The sequence below is a fragment of the Kitasatospora gansuensis genome (assembly GCF_014203705.1).
Taxonomy (GTDB): Bacteria; Actinomycetota; Actinomycetes; order Streptomycetales; family Streptomycetaceae; genus Kitasatospora; species Kitasatospora gansuensis.
Window position 1 is genome coordinate 6689397 of the sequence record NZ_JACHJR010000001.1, and the last position, 24680, is coordinate 6714076.

A 24680-nucleotide genomic window follows, 5' to 3' on the forward strand; every position below is an offset into this window, starting at 1 on the left:
CGCTGGAATCGGGCGCACGGCGCTGCCGGACTTCTGCCGTACATCCGGTCCGGGGTGGCCGAAACCCTGCTGGAAGGTCCGTTGCCCGGCCCCTCGGACGGTCCGCCGATGGAGCGGGCCCGGCGACTCTACGAGGCCTTCGCCGCGGCGGGCATCCGCTACGTCGACGAGCCGGTGGGCAGCGAGCCGGGCCGGCAGGAGATCCGGACCCCCGATCAGGTGCTGCTACGGCCACGGCACGCCACCTGCCTCGACCTCGCGGTCACCTATGCCGGGGCCTGCCTGGACGCCGGACTGCACCCGATGCTCGTCCTGTTGGACGGCGAGCGGCCCGAACAGGCCGCGCACGCCCTGGTGGTGGTCTGGCTGGGCGGCAGCTGGGACGGCGCCGAGGCGTACGACTACCCGCTGCTCGACCTGCTGCCGCCCGGAGGAGTGGTGTTCCCTGCGCCGCCGGCCGAGCTGCTCGACGACCTGCGGGCCTCGGCGGACGAGCCCGGCGCGTTCCTGGCTGTCGAGGTGACCGGCGCCGCGTCCGCCGCGTACAGCCCGGACCCGGCCCGTCGCGCCGGGCTGGGCTGGGAGGAGGCGGTACGGACCGGTGCCGAGCTGCTCCGGGCCGGGGCCGGACGCTGGTTCGCGGGCGTCGACGTCGGGGTCGGACACCCGCAGGTCGACCCGTTCCCGCTGCCGGGCCACCCGGCCGCCAGGGTGCTCGCGCCGCCGTACCTCGAACTGGCATCTGACAGCGGGCCGTTGAAGCAGCTGTCGGCCCGGCACGAGGTGGTCGCGTTCCATCCACGGGACGAGCTGGACCTGTTGCTCGACTGGTGCCAGCAGCCGAGGCCCGGAGTGGACGGTGGCCCGCCCACCAGGATCGCTTTGCTGCACGGTGTCGGAGGCGCCGGAAAGACCCGGCTGGCGGCCGAGTTGGGCAGTCGGCTCGCGGATCTGGGCTGGCACACCGGCTTCCTGCTGCGCGCCCTGGATCCGGAGGACCTGGCCTGGCTAGGGCGGGTGGCCTCGCCGTTGCTGGTGCTGGTGGACTACGCGGAGGAGGCCCGGTGGGAGGAGGTCAGCCGGCTCCTGCGGGCCCTCCGAGGCCGCCGGAGCCCCACCTGCGTGGTGCTCACCGCCCGCTCCGTCGGCAGTTGGTGGCACGACGAGATCGCCGACGCACTGGCGAAGGAAGGCCACCCGTACCTGCTGCGCGACATCCCGCTGACGGCCCGTCACCCCCGGGCAGCCGGGGTCTACCGGGCCGCCCTCCGGGCGTTCGCCCCCGAGACGACCCTCGGTACGGCACCGGGGCGGGAACCCGAGTCCTACCGCTGGACCACCCTGGACCTGGTGATGCTGGCCTGGCTGGCGGTGCACGGCCCGGGCGCACCGCCCGAGTCCGAGCAGGCCCTGCACGCGGAGATCCTCCGACACGAACTCGCCTACTGGCGGCGGGCCTACCGAACCCAGATCGGCGCCAAGCCCCCGGCCGACCTGCTGCGTACGGCCGGTGCCTGCGTCAGCCTGCTCGGCCCTCGGCGGGAGCGGCTGGCGGCCGTGCTCGGCGCGGTCGAACCGTTGGGCGACGACCCGCGCTGGCGGACCCAGATCGCCGACCTGCTGGCCGAGTTGCTGCCCGCCGCACCCGAGGACGGCTCACTGGCGATCCGCCCCGACCCGGTCGGCGCCCATCTGCTGGCCGAGGTCTTCGGCGCCGACGAGGCGCTGCTGCTGCGGTGCTTCGAGCTCGCGGACCGTGACGAACGGCTGAACGGCTGCGTCGCCCTGTCCCGCGCCGGAGGCGCGGGGGGAAGTCAACTCCGGTACCGGCTGGCCGAATCAGCGCTCCGGGGAGTGCCGGAGATCTGGCAGTCGGCCCTGGTGGTGGCGAGCACGCAGGGCGGCCCGTTCGTGGCAGCGTTGGAGAGCCTGGCGCAGTTGGCGGACACCCCGCTGCCGCTCGCCCTGTTGGACGAGATCCTGTCGGCCGGGTACGTCACCACGCGGCGACTCGCGATGATCGTGGCTACCAGGCTGGCCCCCGAGGCCCTGGCGGAGGGCGGGAGCGAGAGCGAGCAGGACGGCGCAGCGCGGGCCCTGTGGCTGGTGGAGTTCTCGATCAGGCAGAGCGAGGCGGGGGACTACGACGGCTCATTGGAGTCGGCGGAGGAGGCGGTGGTCCTGTTGCGCCGGCTGGCGACGGGTGGTGCGAGTGAGCACCGCTTCCACCTGGCCGGCGCGCTCAACCGGCTGGGGGTGGCGCAGGCCGAGACCGGGCGGCGGGATGCGGCGGTGGTGTCGGGGCGCAGGGCCGTGGCGCTGTTCCGGCGGCTGTCGGGAGAGGAGTTCCCCAACCAGCGGTGGGCGCTCGCCGGGGCGCTGCACAATCTGTCGGTCCATCAGGGGGGCGCCGGTGACCGGCGCAGTGCCCTGGAGACCAGTATGAAGGCGGTGGAGCTGCACCGGGAGCTCGCCGAGGACGGTGCGGCGTATCGGGTTGCGGCACTGGCCGGGGCGCTGAGCGGACTCTCCATTCGGCAGGTCGACGCCGGAGAACCGCAGCAGTCGGTTCGTACGGCCTCGGAGGCGGTGGAGCTTGCCCGCCGCCTGGTGGCCGAGGATCCGGCTATTCACTTGCCTCGGCTGGCCGACGGACTCAACAGCCTGTCCAATCAGCTTTCTGCGGTGCGGGAGCCGCGCCGGGCGCTGGAAGCGATCGCCGAAGCGGTGGAGATCAGGCGGCACCTGGTCCAGTTGGATCCAGACGCGCACCTGGAGGACTTCGTGGCTGCCACGGTGAACCTGTCGGTGCAGCGGCACGCCAACGGGGACCGGACCGGAGCGGTGGAGACCTCGCTCGCGATGGTGCAGTTGTTGCGCGGGTTTCCCGACACCGAGCGATTCCGCCTCATGCTGGCCACGACCCTGCAGAACCTCTGCTGCCAGCTCGCCGATGTCGGCGACTCGGCGGCGGCAGTGGCGGCGGCCGACGAGTGCGTCGGCCTGTTTCGGGCTCTGGCGGACGAGAGCCCCGAAGCTTTCCGGCCACAGCTGGCGGCGGCGCTGTCCAACCGGGTGACCGTTCAGGAGACGGCAGGTGACCCCGGGGGCGCGCTCGCCACGGCGATGGAGGCCATGGAGCTGCACCGGGGGTTGGCCGCCGACTTCCCCGAGGCGTTCCAGCCGCTGTTCGCCCTGGCTCTGGGCAGTCTGGCCGGTCAGCAGGCTTACAACGGCGACCGGGTCGGGGCTCACCGTGCAGGACAGGAGGCAGCCGACCTGTTCGCCGTTCTGGCGGAGCGAACTCCCGGTGTTTTCGGCCCCCCGCTGGCGTGTGCGCTGACCAATCTCTCCCGCCACCAGCGTCACGTCGGCCTGCGGCGGGCGGCCCTGGCCTCGGCGGAGCAGGCGGTGGACCTTCGCCGGGAGCAGGTCCGGGCCGACCCGGCGCACCTGCCGGAGTTGGTGGACTCGCTGACGGCGCTTGCGACCAGCCGCGCCGATCTGGGTGACTTCCGGGGTGCGCTGAGCGCCGAACAGGAGGCGGTGGAGCATCAGCGGTACCTGGTGGTCTTCGATCGGGCGGGCCACCTGGCCGGACTCGCCGAGGTGGTGCACAACCTGGCGCTCACCCTCGGCCGGATCGGCGAGCAGGTCGAGGCCCTGAGCTCCGCGGCGGAGGCGGTGGAGCTTCAACGTGAGGTGACAGACAGCAACCCCGTGGGTGGCCGGGCAAACCTGGCCGTGGTGTTGCACACGCTCGCGATCCAGCAGCGCGACTCTGGTGACGACGCGTCGGCTCACCAGACCTCGCGGGAGGCCGTCCGCATTCAGGAGCAGCTCGCCGAGGTGAGTCCGGGTGCCTTCCTGCCCGGACTGGCGATGATGCTCGCCACGCTCGCGAACAACGATGCCGCCGCCGGGGAGCGTACGGTGGCGCTCGAATCCGCACGCCGTTCGCTTGAGATCCGCAGCAGGCTGGCGGAGGCCGAACCGGAAGCCTTCGGGCTCGAACTCGCGGCGGCACTGAGCAACTTGGCTGCCCATCAGGCCAGTTCCGGAGACCTGGAGGGAGCCCTGGAGTCGGGAGCCCGGGCGGTGGAGCTCCGCCGGGCCCTTGTGGCGGCGGAGCCGGAAGCGCACCGGCCCGACCTGGCCCGGTCGTTGAACAACTTGGCGGTGGCCCAGGCCATGAGCGGCTCCCTGGCCGAGTCCGTCGCATCGGTCACCGAGGCGGTGCAGATCAGCCGGGACCTGGTGCTGGCCGATGTGGAGCCGTACCTGCCTCCGCTACGGCTGCACGTCAGGCTGCTGCTGCTCCAGCTGGTGGAGCACGCGGGTCTGCCGGAGGCTGTGCGCCGGTCGGACCAGGTGATGCTCGGCCTGCCGGGGGAGGTCCGGGCCCAGCTCCTCACCGACCGAGCACAGTTGCGGCTCCAGCACGGTGACGCCACCGGCGTCGTGGCAGACCTGGCCGAGGCCGCCCAGCTGATCGACGCGGGCGGGCACCTGGTCCGGTCCGGTGAGGTCCGGCGGGCGGTACGGGGGATCCTCGGCGAGCTGCGCGAAGAGCCGGTGGACCGTCGGATCGACCTGCCGCACTTCCCGGCCTGGGCGGAGCTGGCCACCGACATCGACGCCCGCTTCTTCATCGACCTGTGGCGGGAGCAGCAGAACTGGGAGGAGCGGGCGGCGCTCGCGCGGAAGATCGGCGAAGACCTGCTGTACCCCGCGCTGCACGAGACCCTCGCGGTCGCCCGGGCGATCCACCCGGAGGAAGGCAGCCTCGACCTGCTCGCCGACCTGGTCGCCTTGGCGGTCGAACACGGTGCGGCCGAAGCTGTACGACTGTTCTCGATCGCCCATGAGCAGCGTGAACTGGTCACCCGTTGGCTGTCCTTGACGACCTGGCAGGACAAGTACGAGCATCTCCGGGTGAACCCCCGGCTGCTGACCGATCGGCGGATCAGGGCCGTGCTGGAGGCGCTCGGTGACGACCCGTCCGCCCGGCTCCACCTCGCGGTCCTGTGTCTGGCCGACCAGCTCGGACTCGCCGGGGCGTACGACGCGGCGACCGACCCGGTTGCCGCCTCCGACGCCGGGCTCACTCTGCTCGAACGTGGTGAAGTGGGCGCGCTGGCAGAGTTGTTCGTGGTGGCTCCGCTGCTGCGCCAGCAGGCCTTCACGGGGGCCTACCTGGAGTCGGTGCAGCTGCTGGTACCGCCCGCCGACGAGGCCCGGGCGGCGGACCTGATGCGGAGCGCGGCAACCCAGGGCTCAGCGGTCCAGCGCGAGGCAGGGGCGGTCCGGCTGCGCAGGCTGGCCGCCTGCCGGCCGGAGGCCGAGGAAGGGCTGCGGGAGCTCGGCGCGATCCTGGTGGAAGGACTGTGAGCCCGGGCATAGCCGGCTCGGACCGCTACCGAGGCACCGCGACGCTCGAGTACTGGGCCAACCCGCTCACCTGCCTGGGCAGCTTCCGGGTGAGCCTCACCGTCTCGGTGGCCGAGGGCAGTTGGCGGGGCATCGCGATCCCGGACGGCGCCAGGTCGGAGCGGGCCCGGGAGGGGCTCGACTTCCTGCTGCTGATCGATCCGGTCTTCACCCTGCGCCTCCCGGACGGCAGCACCCGCCTGGTCAGTGCCGTCGCCGAGGGCGAACGCCTCGCCCTCGGCGCCGTCGAGGGCTGAGCGGCGCACCCGGTCACTCGGCCTGTTCGAAGTGGAACGCGCTGATGAAGCAGTCCCGGGGCTGCCGGATCGCGAACATGACGCACTCGACCAGGGAGTGGGCGGTGAGCCCGTCACCCGCGCCGCGCGGGGTGGTCTCCCACTCCGGGGACAGCGGGTCGGGGTTGGCGAAGTCCGGCGGGTAGAGCGAGATGACCCGTACGCCCTGCGGCCGGAGCCGCTTCGACAGCACCCCGGCGAAGCCGGCCTGGGCGCTCTTGGCCGCGTAGAACGCGCCGTGCGCCTCCGAGCGGTGCAGCCCGGGCACCCCGGCCGTCGAGACCATGTTCACGATGTCGGGGCAGTCCGAGGCGAGCAGCAGCGGGAGGAACGCCCGTACGGTCAGCACGGTGCCGGTGGCCCCGGAGGCGATGGTGTCGGACACCTCGTCATCGGTGCAGGACAGCAGGTCGGTGCCCGCCAGCCAGCGGGAGCCGTTGTTGACCAGGACGTCCAGGCGGTCGGTCAGTTCGCCGACGGCGGTGCCGAAGGCGCGGATCGACGCCGGGTCGGAGAGGTCGCAGGCGAACGGACGGACCTGTTCATGGCCGAGGCCGCGGATCTCGTCCGCGACCTTGGTGGCGGCGGCCAGCGAGCGGGCGGAGAGGAAGACCTCGGCCCCGCGCTCGGCAAAGCGGATGGCGAGGGTGCGGCCGAAGTCCCTGGAGGCGCCAGTGACGGCGACCCGAAGGCCCGTCAGATCGGCGGGGGCGGCGGGGGTGCTGCTGATGTTCACGGTGTCGTCCACGGTTCGAAGTCAACGGGTATGCGGGCAAGGCTGGATTCTGTCCGGCGGATCGAGCCCAGGGCGTGACCCGCGGCTTGGGCCAGGTCGCCGAGAACTGAGCTACATATTCGTCGAACGGTGGGATGCCGACCACGGCTCGGCGCTCGTCCATGTGTTCCGGGTCTTCGCACGGCCACGGGATCGGCGAGCCGTATTCGTCCATGATCTCGTTTAGACGGGCCGCGTGCTGCGTGGTCAAGCGACGCTACGTCAACTGCTCTGCCGGGTCCGTACCGTTCGCTCGCTGCGCGGGCTGGTGATCAGCCGCAGCCCATGTCCGCGAACCCGGCTACCAGTGCCGCCACATCGGGGGATTGATAATCCAGGGCTCAGATCGATGGTGCGTGCCTTGACGGCCCTAACGGTGCAAATCTGTACCAAAGATCCTTCCATGGCACGGTGACAGCCAGGTCTGGGGGGCTTGGGGTGTCATGGCAAGGTGCTGATCAGTCCGTCAACTTCCTGATCGGTATTGGATCTCGTACTGGTCCTACAAGTACCTGACCTGTCTCTACGGCCTGCGGATTGACCCGCCTCCGTCGTCGACCACGCTGGCGCCGCAATCTCGGTCGGCTACTTCTGGCGGGGTGGTCGGTACGGCGCACGATGGTCGGGTCAACCTCCCGCCGGGGCGGGTGACCCGTGAGCGGAAGGCAGCCGGTCGGCGAGTTCCTTGGCGTCGTAGTCGAGGAATAAGGCGCGCAGGGTGTGCAGGAGATCCTGATGGTCGGCGGAGGTGAGGTTGCCGACGAAGGTGTGCAGGAGCTGGGCCACGACCACCCATGTCGAATCGGGGCGCCACTGCTGGACCTCCCGCACGACCTGGTCGACATCGATACCGGGGGCCAGAAGACCGCGATGGCCAGTCTGCTCCAGCATCAGATACAGCCGCGCCTTCGCCGGAGTACGCAGGATCTCCTCCTCCATGAACCTTATCCGGGCCGCGACTTGGTGGCGCTCGAGCTCTTCGATCGCCATCTCTCGGCCGATTCGGGCTGCACGCTCGGCGCTGGAGAGCGTGTGTTCGTCGACATGCACGGAGACGTGGGCCGACACGATCTCGATGCCGCAGGTGCGCCATGGAAGGCGAGATCGTAGCTCGTGGTTGATGTCCTGTTCCGTGGTGTCACACCGCAGAACGGTGCGTTGCAATGCGATCCGTTCGGCGACGCCGCGCACCGCTCGGGCCGTGTCACCGAAGGCAGGCGAAAGGCTGGCCCGGTCCATTTCCCGTCGCCACTCGACGCGGAAGGCGGCGATGAAGGAGAGCCCTGGGTCCGCACTGTCGAGGACATCATGAAACTCCCGCACCCAGGCAGCCTCTGTGAAAATCGGCTCGGGGGAGAAACGGCGGCGCATCAGCGACCTCACGCATCCTCCAGGGCTGCACTGGTAGTCCTGGGGCGGTAGGGGGCAACGGCACGGCTGCGGTCGTGGTCGAGGAGGTCCGCCAGTTCGTGTCGTAGCTGTACCCGGGCGGGGTCGGCATCCGTCGCCGGGACGGGCTGCCACTCGTACAGGACGTCGCGCAGCTGGTGGCGGAGTCGACGTGCCTGCCCTGGAGCAGCAGCACTGAGGGCGCCTCGCAGTACACCGAAGATCAGCGGTTGAAGGTCGGGGCGCTGGTGTGCCGTGTCCATCCACAGGTTGAATGCGTCAGCTGTTCCCGCCTTCTCCTCTTCGGATGACAGCAGCGCACTCCAACCAGCGGACAGGTCTCCGGGTTTGGGTACGAACTCGCCGTTCTCGCCGTCACCCGGAACGAGCAACACCGAATTGTTGGCAGTTCCACTTCTGCTCGAGGTCAAGGTCGCCAGGGCGGCGAACGCCCGACAGCCGGAACGGAGACGGGGCGACTCGGGTGCGCACCACTGGATGATCGAGGTGAACAGACTCTCGCGTGCGGTCGGGTCGGACCAGATGGTACGTACGGCGGCGCGGAGCGACTCCTGGACGGCGGGGGTCTCGGACTCCGCCGCGTGCCCCAGCCGGATCAGGGCCTTCCCGGTGTGGCGGCGGCCGAACTCGCCGGCGCAGACGTCAACAGCCAGTCTGCACAGTGCCGGGTTGTCCTTGCTCTTCGACCAGCGCAGCAGGAACTCGTGGATGAGCCGCCCGAAGGTGGGATGGAGGGCTGCGGCGGAGATCAGGTCGGTTGCCGCCCTCCACAGGTCTGGGTCCTTGGACCATGCGGTGATGATCTGATCCAGCGGGTCCGACTTCCGGTGACGGGTTGCCCAGCGGACGGCGAACGCACCGACCCTGTTGGCCAGCAGCAGCCGTTCGTCGCGGGTGAACGATTCGAGGAGCCCTTTGGCTCTGGTCCGCGGGGCGTCGGCCATCCAGGACAGGAACGTCATACGGGCCGTTGGACGGTCGACCCAGAAGTAGCCGAGGACGGCGTCGTCCCATCCGGGCCGTCCGAAGTCGAGCGTGTCCGCTCCGAGATCGAGTTCGGCCCCGATTTCGTCGACGAGTTCGACGACGCCCGGCGCTTCCTGGCCCCTGAGCGACACGGGGGTCTTGAAGCGACTGCAGAGCTCGGCCGTTTGCGCGTACACATGACCGACGGATGCGTTCCTGAACAATGCCGCCACGAGCAGGAAGTTCCGCTCGAAGCTTGTCCTGCCTGGCTTCCTGTGCCACTCCAACAGATCCTCGCGCCATGCGGTGCGCGCCTTCAGGACGTCCAGCACCTTGGCGTTGAATCCGTCCGGGTCCGCATCGGACCTCAGTGCGGGGTGTTTGGCTTCATCGGCCTTGAGAATGAGTGCGACGATCTGGAGGACGTCGGAAGGCCGCTGACGGGCCAACAGTCCGGAGATACGCTCATCGTCCAGCCACCGCCGGGAGTCGAGGTCTGGCGCCTCGGCCCTGAGCCACGCCCCGGCGATCTTCAGCGGGTCGGGACGGCCCAGCACGGGAACGATGTTCGGCGGAGCCTGCGCGCTGACGCGCTGCCATTGCTTTGGCGCGGCCAGGACGATGAGTCGCGAGTTCCGCTTCTCGAGGATGTGATGGATCTCGTGGAGCATCGCGCCGAAGTCGTCGCTGACCGTGAAGTTCTCCTCGTCTGCCGGGAGTTCCAACAGGTACCCGGCGTTTTCCTCGTGCGGTAGGCGCCGCAGCGGGAAGCGCGCGGTGCCGCCGAAGCTGAGTGGGCCCACCGTGGCTCCGGTACGCAGATGTAGGTCGGCCAGCAGCGCGTGGGCGGTGAAGGCGCGCCCAGCGCCCGGCTTCCGAAGCAGGACCAGTACTGCCCCGGGCTCCTCGAGCGCGGCGTAGGTCTCCGGATAGCCGTCGGGCTCGGCGAAGACCGCGCGGACGGTCTTCAGGTAGCGGTGGGGAAGCTCCGAATGTTCCAGCAGTTGGCCGAGGACCGCAGTGAGTTTCACCGCGGTCATCTCACCAAAGTTGAACAGTGCCTCCTGCCGCAGCTCGGAGACTGCGGCCCGCAGCACTCTCCGGGCCTCGCTGATAGCGGAGTCCTCGCGTGCGGTTTCACCGGACTCGAAAGGCTCGGTGGGCATGGCAGGTTCCATGGGGTTCCCTGTCGTTGCTGTGTGGCAAGTGCTCTTCTGGCCTTGACGTCAGAGCAGGTCGTCGATCTCGACGCTGGTCATCTCCGCGCCGGGACGGACGATCTGCGCGGTGTGCTCGACGTCGATGTTCGCCAGAATGGAAACGCGGCCGGCCTTTAGGGCGCGGGAGACGCCGTGGACGTCTCCTGCCCGGTTGAAGATGCGCATCCCGCTCGCAGGCCGGTCCTCGCCGACGAAAGTGATACGGCGTCCGTACGCCTCTTCCAGGACGGCCCGCAGCCGGCCGAGCGCGCGCCGCAGCCGCTCGTCCTGATTGTCGATCAACTGCTCGTGCTCGGTGTACACGTCGAGCACGTCCAGCAAGGACTCCAGACGATCGGCCAACTCCATCGTCACGTTGTCCGGGTCGAAGTCCAGAGCACGGCCGGGGTTGCCGGCCACCACAGCGGGCCATTGCTCTGCTGGAGCGGCTTCGCTGGAGCGGCTGCGTGCAGCGCGGCGGTCGAGGACGACCTCGGCGCGATGGTAGAGGAACGCGATGGCCTGGGTGAGAGCCGAGGCAGCCAGCACGGGAAAACCCAATTCGTCAGTCATCGCCGCCCTTTGCGTGCCCCGTCTGACGGGGCGATCACGATACGTATGCATTCGCCTACAGAATGCGATGGCAAGGGGTGGCAAGGGAGCGTATTGCTGCGAGATGACCAGAAATCGTGCCGAGGCCCCGCTCGGGTGGGCTGCTCGGCCTTGAAGGGCATGCCTCTTCGTAGTCGTGTGTGGCCGAAACTTGACCGCTGGCGGTTTTGGCAGTGATCAGGAGTCGGGCCGGTGGGGTGCGGTGGTTCCGCTGTGTTGCCGAGGTTTCGAGGCCCCCGCCAGGACTGGGACTGCTCAGGCTGCCCGGACTGCGGGATGAGCGGCGCGGGAGACGACTGGGGGCGGCGGCTTGGCAGCGAGTACCTGGTCGGCGCGTTGGGCAGCGAGGACGTTCACGTCCTGCTGGATGACCCCGTCGGGCCGAGAGACTTCTCCGGCAACGGCTCTCCAGAGTCGGCGAGGCCATCGTGAAGGTCGGTTCGGCGAACCGGAGCACCCGAGTTCGACAGGTGGATACCGCAGGGCTTCCGGCGTCACCTGAGGGGCCACTGCGGAGGCCGGGAAAAAACTTTTCGGTTCGGTGTGACACCGTCGGCGACTCCGACGCTGAAGGACATGAGATGTGCACCGAACGGTCATGACGCACTCACCGGGCTCGCCACTGCTGCCGCAGGGGTGAGCCCGGAGCCGGGCGGACGGCGGGCTCCCCCGTGTCCACCGCCCGCCCGGCTCCGCGTCACGCCCGACCGTTCGACATCCCACCTGTTCCCGGGTGGGCGGCAGGACCTTCCCCGGACCCTGCCGCCCACCCGGGCTCGTCCTCAGGCCCGATTCGCCGTCAGTCCCGAACCGCCGTCAGTCCCGAACCCCAGAGGCCGTCCCGATGACCCGACCGCCCGGTGCCGTCCGCGAGGACACCGTGCTGACACCCCGTCCGCACGAGGGCCGTCCGTCCGTCGGTGCCCACGTCCCGGCGCAGCGCGCCGCCGACAGTCCGGTCTTCGTCGACGCCTCCGGCCGTCGCCAGCGCCGGGTGCGCCGGCTCGGCCGACTGCTGGTCGTACCGGCCGCCGCCTACGTCCTGCTGCTGGTCAGCACGCTGCTCGGCGGACCGACGGTCAGGTCCCCGCTGCTCCCCGCCCCGCCGCCGCCCGCCGCCCAGCCCGATGCCCCGGCCGCGGCGCCCGCCGAGCCGGCGTCGCCGTCGCCTGAGGCCAGTCCGTCCGCCAAGGCCCGCACCGGCCCGGCCGACCCCGGTGGCGCGTCCGGCACGGTCGGCAGGGCCTCGCCGGGGAGCTCGACCGGCACCGCAACGGTCCCGGCTTCGAGCCCGCCGGCCACCGCCGGACCGAGCCCCGCGCCGGCCGCCACCGCCACCGCCACCAGCCACGGGAAGTCTTCGTCCGCGCCCGGTCAGAGCGGCAAGCCGACCAACCGCCCGTAGTCCCGTCCCGATGCAGCAGGCAGGAACCGCACCCCTTGTCCAAGAACCGCCGCCGAGCACGAGGCCGACGGGCCAGTGTGCGCAACGTCCCGCTGCGCACCCACTGGCTGCTGCTGACCACCCTCGTCCTCACGCTGTCCGCCGCGCTGCTGCTGCAGGGCTACACCCAGCACATGTTCGACGGCACCGCCGACGGCGCCCCGCGGGTGGCGGGCCCGGCTGAGGCGGTGCCCGCGCAGATCGCCTCGGGCGGCCCGGTGATCGAAGGCGCCGCCGGACGGACCGCCGCCCCCAAGGCCCGGACCATCGCGCTGACCTTCGACGACGGACCCGACCCGGTCTGGACCCCGCAGATCCTGGACGTCCTGCGGCGCAACGAGGTCCGGGCCACCTTCTTCGCCGTCGGCACCCAGGTCGCCGCCCACCCGGACCTGGCCCGGCGGATCGTCGCGGACGGCCACCAGATCGGCCTGCACACCTTCACCCACACCAACCTCGGGACCGCCCCCGCCTGGCGCCGCTCGCTGGAGCTGAGGGAGAGTCAGCTCGCCGTGGCCGGCGCGACCGGCGTGACCACCCCGCTGCTGCGCCCGCCGTACTCCTCCACCAGCAACGCCCTCAGCGACGCGGACTGGAGCGCCGTTCTCGCGGCGGGCGAGGACGGCTACCTCACCGTGCTCACCACCCAGGACAGTGAGGACTGGCGCCGCCCCGGCACCGCCGGGATCGTGGCCAACGCCACCCCGAAGGACCAGGCCGGGCAGATCGTGCTGCTGCACGACGCCGGCGGCGACCGCTCGCAGACCGTCGCCGCCCTGGAGCAGCTGATCCCCCGGCTCAGGGCGGCCGGGTTCACGTTCGGTACGGTCAGCGAGGCCACCGGGCTACCCGATCCGGTCCAGCGGGCGAGCGCCACCGACCACTGGCAGGGCCTGGCCCTGATCACCGCGCTGCGGACCAGCGACTGGGTGCTGGCCGCGCTGTCCTGGCTGCTGTGGGCGGCGGGCGGCATCGCCCTGCTGCGGGCCGTCGCGGTGCTCGTCGCGGCCCGGCGGCACAAGAAGATGCGGGGCAAGCCGTGGGGGCGGCCGGTCACCGAACCGGTCAGCGTCATCGTGCCCGCCTACAACGAGAGCGCCGGCATCGAGGCGGCCGTCCGCTCGCTGCTCGCCTCCGACCACCCGGTGGAGATCATCGTCGTCGACGACGGATCCACCGACGGCACCGCCGACCTGGTGGAGGCCCTGCGCCTGCCGGGCGTCCGGGTGATCCGCCAGCAGAACGCCGGCAAGCCCGCCGCTCTCAACACCGGTATCGCCGCCGCCTCGTGCCAGCTGCTGGTGATGGTGGACGGTGACACCGTCTTCGAACCGGACGCCGTCCGCATGATCGTCCAGCCGTTCGCCAACCGCCGGGTCGGCGCCGTCTCCGGCAATGCGAAGGTGGTCAACCGCGGTGGCCTGCTGGGCCGTTGGCAGCACATCGAGTACGTGGTCGGCTTCAACCTGGACCGCCGCCTGTTCGACCTGGCCGAGTGCATGCCGACCGTCCCCGGCGCCGTCGGCGCGTTCCGCCGCGAGGCGCTGCTGCGCATCGGCGGGGTCAGCGACACCACCCTGGCCGAGGACACCGACCTCACCATGGCGCTGTGCCGCGACGGTTGGCGGGTGGTCTACGAGGAGCGCGCCAAGGCCTGGACGGAGGCGCCCGCCTCGCTCGGCGCGCTGTGGAAGCAGCGCTACCGCTGGTGCTACGGCACCCTCCAGGCGATGTGGAAGCACCGCGGCGCCCTGGTCCAGCGCGGCCAGGCCGGCAAGTTGGGCCGCCGCGGCCTGCTCTACCTGCTGATGTTCCAGGTGCTGCTGCCGCTGCTGGCGCCGGTCGTCGACGTGTTCGCCGTCTACGGCCTGGTCTTCCTCGACCCGGTCCGCATCATCGGGCTGTGGGGTGCGTTCCTGCTGCTCCAGATCTTCATGGGCCTGTACGCGTTCCGCCTGGACAAGGAGCGCCCCGGGGCGCTGTGGAGCCTGCCGCTCCAGCAGTTCGTCTACCGGCAGTTGATGTACCTGGTCGTCATCCAGTCCGTCTTCACGGCCGTCGCCGGCTCCCGCCTGCGCTGGCAGCGGATGGAACGCTACGGCAGCCTCACCGTTCCCCCGAAGGCCGGGCAAGGGGCCGCCCACTGACCGTTCGTCCGTAGGGTCTCCAGGAAAAGGGCAGCATTGCCGGAATGGCGGTGATGCCGCTTTCTGCTGCGCCGAATTCGTATTCCGGGAGCCTTCGCTAACAGACGGCGGACCTGCGGGCAAGAATCCGGAAACGGCGGAGTCCCGCCAATGCTGCCGGGCCCCGAATCGTGCTCCGGCATCAGGAAATCGGCCTTTTTGGCGAGCTCCGGCCAATTCCGATCCCGGGTCTGTTCATCCCGTCCGACGGGTCGTCATGCTTCTGCCAGCCCCGTACCGCACCCGCCGGCCCCACCCCGTTCCGGCAGGTGCCGCACGACCGCACGGAGCAGCACGTCAGCGTCCGTTCCGCCCCTCAGGCACTGACCCCGGTGCCCCGGAACGCGGCGCGACCGCGCACATGCGGTTGGATCCGGAAGGAATTACCTACGTGAAGCGAAAGCTCGCACTCGGAGCCGCCCTCTCCGCCTCGGCCCTGCTGGCCGGCGCGATCCAGGTCAGCGCCGGTACGGCGCAGGCCGTCCCCACCCCCGTGGTCGGCCAGCAGCGCGCCGCGCTGCTCGCTCAGGCCGACGGCGCGGCTCCGGCCGCGGCCCGCGCCCTGGGGCTCGGCAGCCAGGAGCGGCTCGTGGTCAAGGACGTGGTGGCCGACGCCGACGGCAGCCGGCACCTGCGCTACGAGCGCACGTACGGCGGACTGCCCGTCCTGGGCGGCGATCTGATCGTCCATCAGGACGCCAAGGGCTCCGTGAAGTCGGTCGACCGCGCGATACCCGGCACCCTCGCACCCACCGGCCTGACCCCCAAGCTCTCCGCCGGGCAGGCGGCTGCTCAGGCAACCGCCGCGGTGCGCGCCACCCTGGGCACCGCCAAGGACTCCGACGAGCCCGCGCTCACCTCGGTGGACCGGACCGGCGCGGCCCAACTGGTCCTCTGGGCCGCCACCGGCAGCCCCCGGCTCGCCTACCGCACCACGGTCGAGGGCGTGCGCGCCGACGGTACCCCCAGCAGCCAGCTGCTGGTCACCGACGCCGCCACCGGCGAGCTGCTCTCCAGCCACGAGCAGGTGCAGACCTCCAACGCGGCGGGCACCGGCAACGGGGTCTTCGTCGGCAACGTCGCGCTGACCACCAACTACACCGGTTCCACCTACGAGTTGAAGGACAACACCCGCGGCGGCCAGTACACCGTCACGCTGAAGAACAAGCAGGGCGGCAGCGGCACCCTGTACACCGACGCCGACAACGCCTGGGGCACGGGCACCGTCTCCAGCGACCAGTCGGCCGCCGTGGACGCCCAGTTCGGCGCCGCGGCCACCTGGGACTTCTACAAGAACACCTTCGGGCGCAGCGGCATCCGGGGCGACGGTGTCGGCGCCTACAGCCGCGTCCACTACGGCCGTAACTACGTCAACGCGTTCTGGTCCGACTCCTGCTTCTGCATGACGTACGGCGACGGTGCCTCCAACACCCACCCGCTCACCGAGCTGGACGTCGCGGGCCACGAGATGACGCACGGCGTCACCGCCAACACGGCCGGCCTGAACTACTCGGGTGAGTCCGGCGGCCTCAACGAGGCCACCTCGGACATCTTCGGCTCCATGGTGGAGTTCAGCGCCAACCTGCCGAAGGACAACCCGGACTACCTCATCGGCGAGCTGATCGACATCAACGGCAACGGCACGCCGCTGCGCTACATGGACAAGCCCTCCAAGGACGGCCGGTCCGCCGACTCCTGGTCCTCCGGCGTCGGCAGCCTCGACGTCCACTACTCCTCCGGTGTCGCCAACCACTTCTTCTACCTGCTCGCCGAGGGCAGTGGCGCCAAGACCGTCAACGGCGTCAGCTACAACAGCCCGACCAGCAACGGCTCGACCCTGGCCGGCATCGGCCGGGCCAAGGCCCAGCAGGTCTGGTACCGCGCGCTGACCGTATACATGACCTCCACCACCGACTACGCGGCCGCCCGTACGGCGACCCTGAACGCCGCCACCGACCTCTACGGCAGCGGCTCGGCCGAGTACGCCGCGGTCGCGGCCACCTGGAGCGCCGTCAACGTCAACTGACCGGCCCGCACCGGACACCGCTGTCGCCGGCTCCTCCCTCGGGAGGGGCCGGCGACAGCGGCAATCCGGACCCATTCCGGAATTGTCCCGGGATCGGAGCCAGCCGTATTTACCGGAATTGGTGAACACCAGCGGGCGCACCGCCGAGGGGGTGCGGTCAGGCTGAACTCTCCGGGTGCGGAATTCGACGAGATCGTGGTCGGCGCGGGCAGCGCAGGCAGCAGCCGGGCAACCGGCCGGCGTCGCGGTGCGTCTCGGCCGCGATCGCGGCGTTCCTGGCCGGTCGGCCGGTATGCGGCGGCATTTTCCGTACGGCACCGCGACGCGGCGTTTCAAACGGAGGTGTGCGGACAGGCGCGGAACATGATGCTGATGGATCTCGCAGTGCAGACGCAGCTGGCCGACTCCGGCCTCGGCGCGCTCTGGCTGATCGCGGCCGGGGCGGTGCTGGTGGCGGTGATCGTGCTGGCCTTCGTCCTTGGCCAGCGCGCCAAGGACCGGGAGCCGCCGCCGACCGGAATGCACCGCCGTCGCAGGCGGCGTTGACGAGGCGTGACGACGCGTTGACGAAGGCGGTGGCGCGAACGGGCAGGTCGGTAGGTCGTGTTGGTGCGGAGGTGGCGGCGATGGATGGCCCTGCACTGTCGTGGCGCGAGCGGAGGATCCTCGCGGAGATCGAGACGGACCTGGTGGCGGCTGACACCAGGCTGGCCCGTGAGCTTGGTTCGATGCGCCGGGGCCGGCTGCGGTGGCCCTACGCCCTGCTCCGGGCCGTCGCGCGGATCCCGGCCGGGGTGGTGACCGTGGCGGTGGCCGTCTCGCTCGCGCTGGTCGTGATCGCCGCGCAGCTCCGGACGGTGTCGGCCCTGGTGTCGGTGGGGGTGGTGGTGGCGGCCACGCTCTTGGTGCTGTTCGCCCGGCCGCTCAGTCGGCTGGTGGCGCGCCGTCGTGGCCGGTGAGTTCCGGACGGGCGGAGGTGGGAGTGTGCGTCGGATGCCCGCGCTGCAGGTCGAGCTGGACGGCCGGCCCGGCTCGGTCCGGGTGGCGCGCGCGGCCACCTGCGGCTTCCTGCGCGGACTTGCGGACCGGGGCGAGGGCGGGCTCAGTGCCCGTACCCGCGAGGACGTCGAGCTGGTGGTCGGCGAACTGGTCGGCAACGCCTGCCTGCACGCGCCCGGTCCGTGCCGGCTCAGGGTGGTGGTGACGCCCGGGGCCACCGTCGACGTGGCGGTCGAGGACACCAGCCCGCAGCTGCTCCGGGCGCCGCCCCGGCCCGGCCCGCCGGGTCTGGGGCTGGTCGTGGTGACGGTGCTCGGGCGCGGCGTGCACGTCCTGCGGACCGGCACCGGGAAGGTCGTCGCCACCACGGTGCCCGAGCGCTGAGCAAGATGGCGCGAGGGCTCACCCCTTGGAGCGGTGCAGGACGGCGATGGGCAGCAGCACCCAGCAGAGCCCGAACCAGAGCAGCACGCCGCCGGCGATCGCCCATGCGGCCCAGCCGAGACCGGCGACCCGCAGGAGCAGCAGCAGCGCGACGGAGATCGTCCCGGCGAGCAGGACGAGACCGAGCGCGACCAGGTGGGCGACTGCCGTGACCATCAGCGGTTTGATGTGCTTCCCGGCCAGCAGCCGGTGGTAGGAGACCGGGGCGATCAGGGTGCCGACGGCGAACGCACCCAGTGTCACCACCGTGACGTAGAGGGTCCGGTCGAGGTCGTCGAGCGTGGCGAACCGGTCGGTGAAGGCGACCGTCAGCAGGAAGCCGAACATGATCTGCGCGCCGGTCTGGGCGATCCGCACCTCCTGGAGCAGATCGCCCCACCGGCGGTCGGCCCGCTCCTCCTCGGTCTCGGCGCGGCCGCCGTGGGAGTGGTTCGGTTGCGCGGGCATGCGGGCCTCCAGCGGGTGGGCGTACGGCCGGCCTCCCCTCCGCGTCTGCCCGGCGTACGCGGTTTAGCACGGCCCCGATCCGGGGACCAGAACGGATGAGGAGTGTTCGGGCAGCGGCCCGGCTCCGGTCCGGCGGCCGGCGCGTCGCCGGCGCCTCACGGCACGGCCTCCGTGCCTGGGCACCGCAGCCTGAAGAAGCCGGGCGCGACGGTCTCCGACCAGTAGATCCGCGCGCACCACCCTTCGGCCGGTGGATTCTCCCGGCCGGGTGCGGCGGCGCGTGGGACGTCCAGGGGAGATGACCCCTGGGGAGATGACCACGGTGGCCACTTCCGACACCACCACCCTCCTGTCGGCCGAGCTCCACCGGCCCACCCACCGGGAGATGCGGGCGATGGGCAAGACCGAGGCCCGCGCCCTCAGCGACGCGCTCTTCGCACGACTGGCGGACCTGGAACGGGAGTCGGCCGCCTACAGCTACGTGCGCGGCACGATCATCGAACTCAACATGCCGCTGGTCCGGTTCGCCGCGGCCGGCTTCCGGCGCGGCACGGCCGAGCTGGACGACATCCTCCAGGTCGGTACGGTCGGCCTGATCAAGGCCGTGGACGGCTACGACCACCGGCGCGGCGTGGAGTTCGCCACCTACGCGATCCCGACCATCACCGGTGAGATCAAACGGTTCTTCCGGGACACCAGCTGGCCGCTGCGGGTGCCGCGCAGCCTGCAGGAGCTCTACCTGCGGGTGGCCCGGTGCTCGGACCGGCTGGAGCAGACGCTCGGCCGGCTGCCCACCCCGGAGGAGATCGCCGAGGAGCTCGGCCTGGACCCCGCCGAGGTGGCCGCCGGGCTCGGGGTCGGCCGGGCGTACCGGGCCGACTCGCTGGACGCGCTGCGGCAGGACCGTGACGACCCGAACGGCAGCACGCTGGTCGACCGACTGGGCGCCTGTGACCGGGAGTTCGACCTGACGGAGTTCCGGGAGGCGGTCCGGCCGCTGCTCAGGGCGCTGCCGGCGCGGGAGCGTACGGTGCTCGCGCTGCGGTTCTGGGGCGACTGCACCCAGGCGGAGATCGCCGCGGAGATCGGGGTCTCCCAGATGCACGTGTCGCGGTTGCTGGCGGGCATCCTGAGCGGTCTGCGCGAGCGGCTGGCGGACGAGCGGGACGGTCCCGGTGGTCAGCCTCCGGGCGGGTCGGAGGCCCGTTCGGTGCTGCCGCGGTAGCAGCGGTCGGAGCAGAAGCGGTCACGGCGGCGGATGCCGGGGTGGTCGTACTCGCGGCCGCAGCGGACACATATCCGGTGCGGGCCGTGCGGGTCGTACGGATCGGGGGTCAGGCCGAGCTGGGTGAGCAGCATGCGGCAGTCCGCGGCGTCGATGGCGTGGGAGGCGACGACGAGCCGGGCGCGGGCTCGGGTGTCGGCGGAGGCGACTTCGGTGACGTGTTCGAGCGTGCTGCCGAGCGTGGTGAGGTCTCGGCCGGCCTGTGCCATGGCTGGTCCCCGGTCGGTGCTGGGTGGGGCAGGACCGGCAAGGGTACTGCGCGAAGGCCCGCGATGTGCGGCGACGGGCGGGCGGATTGGCCCGTTTCGTCCGGCACGCCGTGGGCAGGCGCGGAGCGGGCGGCCAGGAGGAGCAGTCGAGGAGGCGCCGTGATGCCGGAGGAGGTCTTCGTCCCCGTCGACGGATCGGTGCTGGCCGGGGAGTTGGCCGTGTCCGCGGACCGGCCGGTGGTGGTCTTCGCCCACGGCAGCGGCAGCTCGCGGCACAGCCCGCGCAACCGGGCGGTGGCCGCCGCCCTGCAGCGAGCCGGGCTCGGGACACTGTTGCTGGACCTGCTGACCGCCCGCGAGGAGCGACAGGACCTCGTGACGGCCGAGTACCGCTTCGACATCGGCCTGCTGGCGTGGCGCCTGACGGTCACTGTCGACTGGCTGGCCACCCGGCCGGACACGGGCGAGCTCCCGGTCGGCCTCTTCGGCGCGAGCACCGGGGCCGCCGCGGCCCTGCGGGCGGCAGCGGAGCAGCCGGCGCGGGTGGCGGCCGTCGTCTCGCGCGGCGGCCGTCCTGACCTGGCCGGGGACGAGGCCCTCCGCCGGGTCCGGGCACCGGTGCTGCTGATCGTCGGCGGCCACGACCCCGAGGTGCTGCGGCTCAACGAGGAGGCCGCCGAGCAGCTCGGCGGGCCGTGCCGACTGCGGGTGATCCCGGGCGCCACCCACCTGTTCGAGGAGCCCGGCGCACTGGAACAGGTCGCGGACCTGGCCCGGGACTGGTTCCTGCACGAGGGCTCCGAGGAGGACCCGCCAGGGACCTCACCAGGTCAGCTCGGCGAGGGGTTCCCCGGCTGATCGGCTTCGAGTGCCGGGCAGTCGGCCTCGAGTTCGCGGAGCTTGGCCCTGGCCTCCTCGGCCTCGGTGTGGGCGCCGTCGATGGCGTCGAGAACGGCGACCGCCTGCTGGAGGGCCGTCCGGGCCGCCGGGCGGCGGCCGAGGTGGCGCAGGCTCTCGCCGAGGTGGACGAGGTTCTCCGCCTCGTTGTAGCGGTGGCCGAGGGCCTGGTTCAGCCGCAGGCTCCGGCGGAAGCAGCCGACGGCGCGCGGGTGGTCACCGAGGTGGCGGTACGCGAATCCCAGGGTGTCCCAGGTGTTGGCCGCCCCGCGGTCGTCGCCGAGGCGCCGTTGGATGCCGAGGGCTTCGCGGCAGAATCGGATCGCCTCCTCATGCTCGCCGAGCTGGGCGTGGTCCCAGGCCACCGCGTTGAGCGCGCGGGCGACGGCGGCTTCGTCGCCCGCGCGGCGGAGCAGACCGAGGGCGAGCCGGTCGTGGGACAGCGCGCGGTGACGGTCGCCTTGGCGCTCGTGGAGCCAGCCGGTGCTGAGCTGGGTCCGGCCCTGTCCGAGCAGGTCGCCGAGGGCCGTGTACAGCGCCAGGGCCTGCCGCAGGTGCTCGTGCGCGGCCTCGGGCCGGCCGGTCTCGCAGCTTGCGTTGGCCAGCTCCTGGTGGGCGTGCGCCTGGGCCGCGCGGTCGCCGATCCGGGTGGCGGCGGCCAGCGCGGTCAGCTGAGTGGCCGTCAACTCGTGCCAGCGGCCCCGGCGGGCCAGATAGGTGCTGAGCTGGAACGCCAGAAGGCAGGCCCTGGTGTCCTGGCCGGTCCGGGCCGCCGCTTCCAGGACCAGGAGCAGGTTGGGGCTCTCCACGGAGAACCAGTCCAGGGCTGCACCGTGGTCGGCGAACCGCTCGGGCACGACACCAGGTCGCGGCGGGTCGAGCTCGGTTCGGCGGCGGTGCGGCCAGAGCAGGCGATCGGCGTGCTCGGCACTGTGCAGGTGGTGGTCGAGCAGGCGTACGCTCGCCGGCTCCTGCTCCGGATCGGCTGCGGCCAGCTCCCGGGCGTAGGCGGCGAGCAGGTCGTGGATGCCGTAGCGACCGGGGGAGACCTCGAACACCAGGTGGGCCTGGGCGAGTTCGGCCACCAGGACGCGTACCTCGCGGAGCGGCAGGGCGGCCAGGCCGGCCAAGGCGTGGACACCGATCTCGGCCCCCGGATTCGCGCCGAGCAGCCGGAACAGCCGGGCCGCTCCGTCGTCGAGACAGCGGTACGACCAGGAGAAGACCGCGCGCAGGTCGGACGCGGCGTCGCCGCCGTTGAAAGCGTCCAACCGGTACTGCCGGTCGGCGAGTTCGGCGGCGACCGCGGCGAGTGCGGAGCCGGGGCGCTCGACCGCCCTGGCCGCCACGATGGACAGCGCCAGCGGCAGTCCGGCGCAGCTGGCGACGACGGCCTCGACGGCCTGCGGTTCGGCGGCGATCCGGGCCTCGCCCAGGTGGCTGCCGAGCAGGCGGCGGGCGTCGTCCGGTGCCAGCAGGTCCAGTACGACCGGACGGGCGCCGTGTGCGGTGAGCAGCCCGGTCAGCCTGCTGCGGCTGGTCACCAGCACGGCCGAGCCCGTCCCGCCGGGGAGCAGGGGGGTCACCTGGTCGGAGTTCCTGGCGTTGTCCAGCACGACCAGCAGGCGCCGGTCGGCGGTGAGGCTCCGGAAGAGCGCGCCCCGGGCGTCCTCGTCGGCCGGGATGTCGCCGTCGCCGACGCCGAGGCCGCGCAGGAGGGTCCCCAACGCCGTGGCCGGGGGCAGCGGTTGAGCCGAGGGTGCGTAGCCGCGCAGGTTCACGTGGAGCTGGCCGTCCGGGAAGGCCGGCAGCTGGTCATGGGCCGCGCGCAGGGCCAGCCAGGTCTTGCCGGAGCCGCCCGGACCGGAGATCGCGCACACCCGGCCGGCCCGGGCGGTGGCGGTCCGTGGTTCCAAGGCCCGGGCCAGTTCGCGGAGTTCGGTGGCCCGGCCGACGAACGCCAGTGGTGGGGCGGGGAGTTGACGGGGGACCGAGGCTTGTGCCGGGGAGGGCTCGGGAGCGGTCAGGATCTGCTGCTGACAGGCCTGCAGGTACCGGCCCGGCTCGATGCCCAGCTCCTCCACCAGGTGTGCCCGGGTCCGCCGGTAGACCTCCAGGGCCTCGGCGGTCCGCCCGCAGCGGTGCAGGCAGAGCACGAGCTGTCCGGCGAGCCGCTCGTCCAGTGGGCTCGCCGCTGCGCCCGCCGTCAAGTCGGCCAGCATGGCGGCGTGTTGGCCCAGTTCCAGCCGCAGGTCGTTGCGGTCGAGTTCGGCCGCCGCCCGGTTCTGTGACAGCGTGTCACGCCAGGCGTTGAGCCACGGTGTGTCGTACCTGGCCAGTGGCTCGCCCTGCCACAGTCGCAGTGCTCGGTCCAGCAGGGCGAGTGCGGCGGACGGGTCGTCGGTGGCCTGGGCCCGTTCCAGCAGGCTGCGGAACAGGTGGACGTCCACCTGTTCCGGGTCGACGGCCAGCCGGTAGCCACCGGGTCCCCGGGTCAGGGTGACGTCGGCCGGCAGCAGCCGGCGCAGCCGGGAGAGGTAGCTGTAGAGCGAGGCCCTCGCCCGGGGTGGTGGATCGTCGCCCCAGACCCGTTGTTCGAGCTCCTCGACCGCGACCTCCCGGTTGGCCTCGATCAGCAGCACGGCCAGCACCACGCGCTGCCGAGGCGGTCCGAGCGCGAGCCGTCCGCCGTCGGCGCAGGCGGCCGTGCCCCCGAGCAGCGTGAAGCGCACCGTCATCCAGGCCCCCGATTCCGCTCCGAACGATGTGACCCGATCCTGTCAGTTCGCGCCCGTCGTTTTCCCGGCTTTCGCACAACCGGGCCCGGTCATCTGATCGATCGTTCGGTCAGCTGAGGTCACGAGCCCGCTCCCCTAGGGCCGGGATCTGATCGCGGATCACTCTTTGATCCTATACTGATCGAATGGTATAACTTGATCGAAATGGATCCGCCCGGCCGCCACAAGGGGAGTACATGGCCATCTCAGCTGAGGTCCGGCGCGTGTGGATCACCAATGCCGTGCGCGAACTCGGGACCGTACGGGTGGTCGATCTCGCCCAGCACCTCGGGATACCCGCCGTCACCGCCCGCCGTGACATCGCCGCGCTGGCCCGCGACGGGGTGCTGCGCCGCTCGCACGGCACGGTCTCCCTGCCCGGCGACGCCGTCGCGGTCGAGGCCGAGAGCCGGGAGCAGGTGATCGGCATGCTCGTTCCCACCGTCGGCTCCTACTTCGACGAGGTGATCGCGGGCGCCCGCGCCGCCGCCACGGCCGCCGGGGCGCGACTGGTGCTGGCGATCGCCCCGTACGAGGCCCGGGACGACCGGGCCCAGGCCGAGCGGCTGCTGGACTCGGCCGTCGACGGGCTGATGCTGACCCCCAACCTGCTCCCGGGCGGGCACAACGACGACTTCGGCTGGCTGGACGACCTGCCGGTCCCGACCGTCCTGGTCGAACGGCGGGCGGCCCCGGACGGTCCCGGCGCCGCGCTGGACGCCGTCGGTTCGGACCACCGCCACGGAGTCCTGCTCGCGCTGCGGCACCTCGCCTCGCTGGGCCACCGCTCGGTGATCCTGGCCGCCCGCGCCGACACCTGGACGTCCCATCAGGTCCGGCACGGCTACGCGGAGGCCGTGCGGCTGCTCGGCCTGGTGCCGCAGCCGATCCTCGAGGTGGACTCCCGGGTGGTCGGGCCCAGCGGCGTCGAGCGGCTGGCCGAGCAGATCGTCGTCGCCGCCGCGGCCGGTGCCCGGGCCGTCCTGGTGCACAACGACCACGCCGCCATCCAACTGCCCTCGCTGCTCAGGGCCCGGGGCCTGCGGGTCCCCACCGACCTCGCGCTGATCTCGTACGACGACGTGTACGCCGCGCTGGCGGCCCCCGCCCTGACGGCCGTCGCCCCGCCCAAGCGGGCAGTGGGCGCGGCCGCCGCGGAGCTGCTGCTGCGGCGCTTCGCCGACGGCGCGGCGCTGCCCGCCCGACGGATGGAGCTGCTGCCGGACCTGAAGGTCCGGGGATCCTGCGGCGCCAACCGCTGAAACCCCGTGGCTGAAA

The 24680-nt window shown here is 71.7% G+C and carries 18 protein-coding genes; 11 read left to right on the top strand and 7 right to left on the bottom strand.

The window, feature by feature from the left end; all coding sequences use genetic code 11:
- Window positions 1-54 precede the first annotated feature (54 nt).
- The gene (locus F4556_RS39565; RefSeq protein ID WP_184921656.1) at window positions 55-5391 is read left to right on the top strand and encodes a tetratricopeptide repeat protein; all 5337 of its coding nucleotides are present in this window, start codon (window positions 55-57) and stop codon (window positions 5389-5391) included.
- Window positions 5388-5687, top strand: coding sequence for a hypothetical protein (locus F4556_RS30145; RefSeq protein WP_184921657.1), 300 nt, complete (start codon window positions 5388-5390; stop codon window positions 5685-5687). The genes F4556_RS39565 and F4556_RS30145 overlap by 4 nt, the downstream gene beginning before the upstream one ends.
- A gap of 13 nt (window positions 5688-5700) precedes the next feature.
- Here F4556_RS30145 and F4556_RS30150 read toward each other — a convergent pair whose 3' ends face one another.
- The 4 genes from F4556_RS30150 to F4556_RS30165 form a co-directional block, all read right to left on the bottom strand.
- A complete protein-coding gene (locus F4556_RS30150) occupies window positions 5701-6474 on the bottom strand; it encodes an SDR family oxidoreductase (RefSeq protein WP_313068839.1) in 774 nt (257 codons plus the stop codon).
- A 654-nt stretch (window positions 6475-7128) separates the two neighbouring features.
- Complete coding sequence (locus tag F4556_RS30155; RefSeq protein WP_184921659.1) at window positions 7129-7884, bottom strand: hypothetical protein; 756 nt, start codon at window positions 7882-7884, stop codon at window positions 7129-7131.
- Entirely contained in the window at window positions 7881-10043 is a 2163-nt protein-coding gene (locus F4556_RS30160; protein ID WP_184921661.1) for a hypothetical protein, read from the bottom strand. Before F4556_RS30160 ends, F4556_RS30155 begins: the two co-directional genes overlap by 4 nt.
- 60 nt (window positions 10044-10103) lie before the next feature.
- Window positions 10104-10649, bottom strand: a complete 546-nt coding sequence (locus F4556_RS30165; RefSeq protein WP_184921662.1) for a hypothetical protein — start codon at window positions 10647-10649, stop codon at window positions 10104-10106.
- A gap of 883 nt (window positions 10650-11532) precedes the next feature.
- Between F4556_RS30165 and F4556_RS30170 the strand changes: the two genes are divergently transcribed.
- The 6 genes from F4556_RS30170 (at window position 11533) to F4556_RS30195 (ending at window position 17727) form a co-directional block, all read left to right on the top strand.
- The gene (locus F4556_RS30170; RefSeq protein ID WP_184921664.1) at window positions 11533-12093 is read left to right on the top strand and encodes a hypothetical protein; all 561 of its coding nucleotides are present in this window, start codon (window positions 11533-11535) and stop codon (window positions 12091-12093) included.
- A gap of 35 nt (window positions 12094-12128) precedes the next feature.
- Window positions 12129-14279, top strand: coding sequence for a bifunctional polysaccharide deacetylase/glycosyltransferase family 2 protein (locus F4556_RS30175; RefSeq protein ID WP_246511123.1), 2151 nt, complete (start codon window positions 12129-12131; stop codon window positions 14277-14279).
- A 406-nt stretch (window positions 14280-14685) separates the two neighbouring features.
- Window positions 14686-16344, top strand: a complete 1659-nt coding sequence (locus F4556_RS30180; protein WP_376775753.1) for a M4 family metallopeptidase — start codon at window positions 14686-14688, stop codon at window positions 16342-16344.
- Between the two features lie 372 nt (window positions 16345-16716).
- Window positions 16717-16890: a DUF6479 family protein gene (locus F4556_RS30185; protein WP_184921668.1), complete on the top strand. Its 174-nt coding sequence runs from the start codon at window positions 16717-16719 to the stop codon at window positions 16888-16890.
- Window positions 16891-16970: 80 nt separating this feature from the next.
- Window positions 16971-17303 carry a DUF3040 domain-containing protein gene (locus tag F4556_RS30190; RefSeq protein ID WP_184921670.1) on the top strand — a complete coding sequence of 111 codons (333 nt, stop codon included), beginning with the start codon at window positions 16971-16973 and terminating at the stop codon, window positions 17301-17303.
- A gap of 34 nt (window positions 17304-17337) precedes the next feature.
- Window positions 17338-17727: an ATP-binding protein gene (locus F4556_RS30195; protein WP_184921672.1), complete on the top strand. Its 390-nt coding sequence runs from the start codon at window positions 17338-17340 to the stop codon at window positions 17725-17727.
- An 18-nt stretch (window positions 17728-17745) separates the two neighbouring features.
- On the opposite strand, the gene F4556_RS30200 is transcribed toward F4556_RS30195, so the two are convergent.
- Window positions 17746-18234 (bottom strand): DUF6328 family protein, encoded by a 489-nt coding sequence (locus tag F4556_RS30200; protein ID WP_184921674.1) that lies wholly within the window; start codon window positions 18232-18234, stop codon window positions 17746-17748.
- Between the two features lie 313 nt (window positions 18235-18547).
- Here F4556_RS30200 and F4556_RS30205 point away from each other — a divergent pair, with 313 nt between their 5' ends.
- Entirely contained in the window at window positions 18548-19459 is a 912-nt protein-coding gene (locus F4556_RS30205; RefSeq protein WP_376775807.1) for a SigB/SigF/SigG family RNA polymerase sigma factor, read from the top strand.
- Here the strand turns inward: F4556_RS30205 and F4556_RS30210 are convergent.
- A complete protein-coding gene (locus F4556_RS30210; RefSeq protein ID WP_184921676.1) occupies window positions 19414-19728 on the bottom strand; it encodes a hypothetical protein in 315 nt (104 codons plus the stop codon). The genes F4556_RS30205 and F4556_RS30210 overlap by 46 nt on opposite strands.
- 162 nt (window positions 19729-19890) lie before the next feature.
- Between F4556_RS30210 and F4556_RS30215 the strand changes: the two genes are divergently transcribed.
- The gene (locus F4556_RS30215; RefSeq protein WP_184921678.1) at window positions 19891-20586 is read left to right on the top strand and encodes a dienelactone hydrolase family protein; all 696 of its coding nucleotides are present in this window, start codon (window positions 19891-19893) and stop codon (window positions 20584-20586) included.
- Here F4556_RS30215 and F4556_RS30220 read toward each other — a convergent pair.
- Window positions 20559-23363 (bottom strand): AfsR/SARP family transcriptional regulator, encoded by a 2805-nt coding sequence (locus F4556_RS30220; RefSeq protein ID WP_184921680.1) that lies wholly within the window; start codon window positions 23361-23363, stop codon window positions 20559-20561. The two genes, F4556_RS30215 and F4556_RS30220, sit on opposite strands and share 28 nt — an antisense overlap.
- Window positions 23364-23599: 236 nt before the next feature.
- On the opposite strand from F4556_RS30220, the gene F4556_RS30225 reads away from it, so the two are divergent.
- Window positions 23600-24664 carry a substrate-binding domain-containing protein gene (locus tag F4556_RS30225; RefSeq protein ID WP_184921682.1) on the top strand — a complete coding sequence of 355 codons (1065 nt, stop codon included), beginning with the start codon at window positions 23600-23602 and terminating at the stop codon, window positions 24662-24664.
- Window positions 24665-24680: the final 16 nt, after the last annotated feature.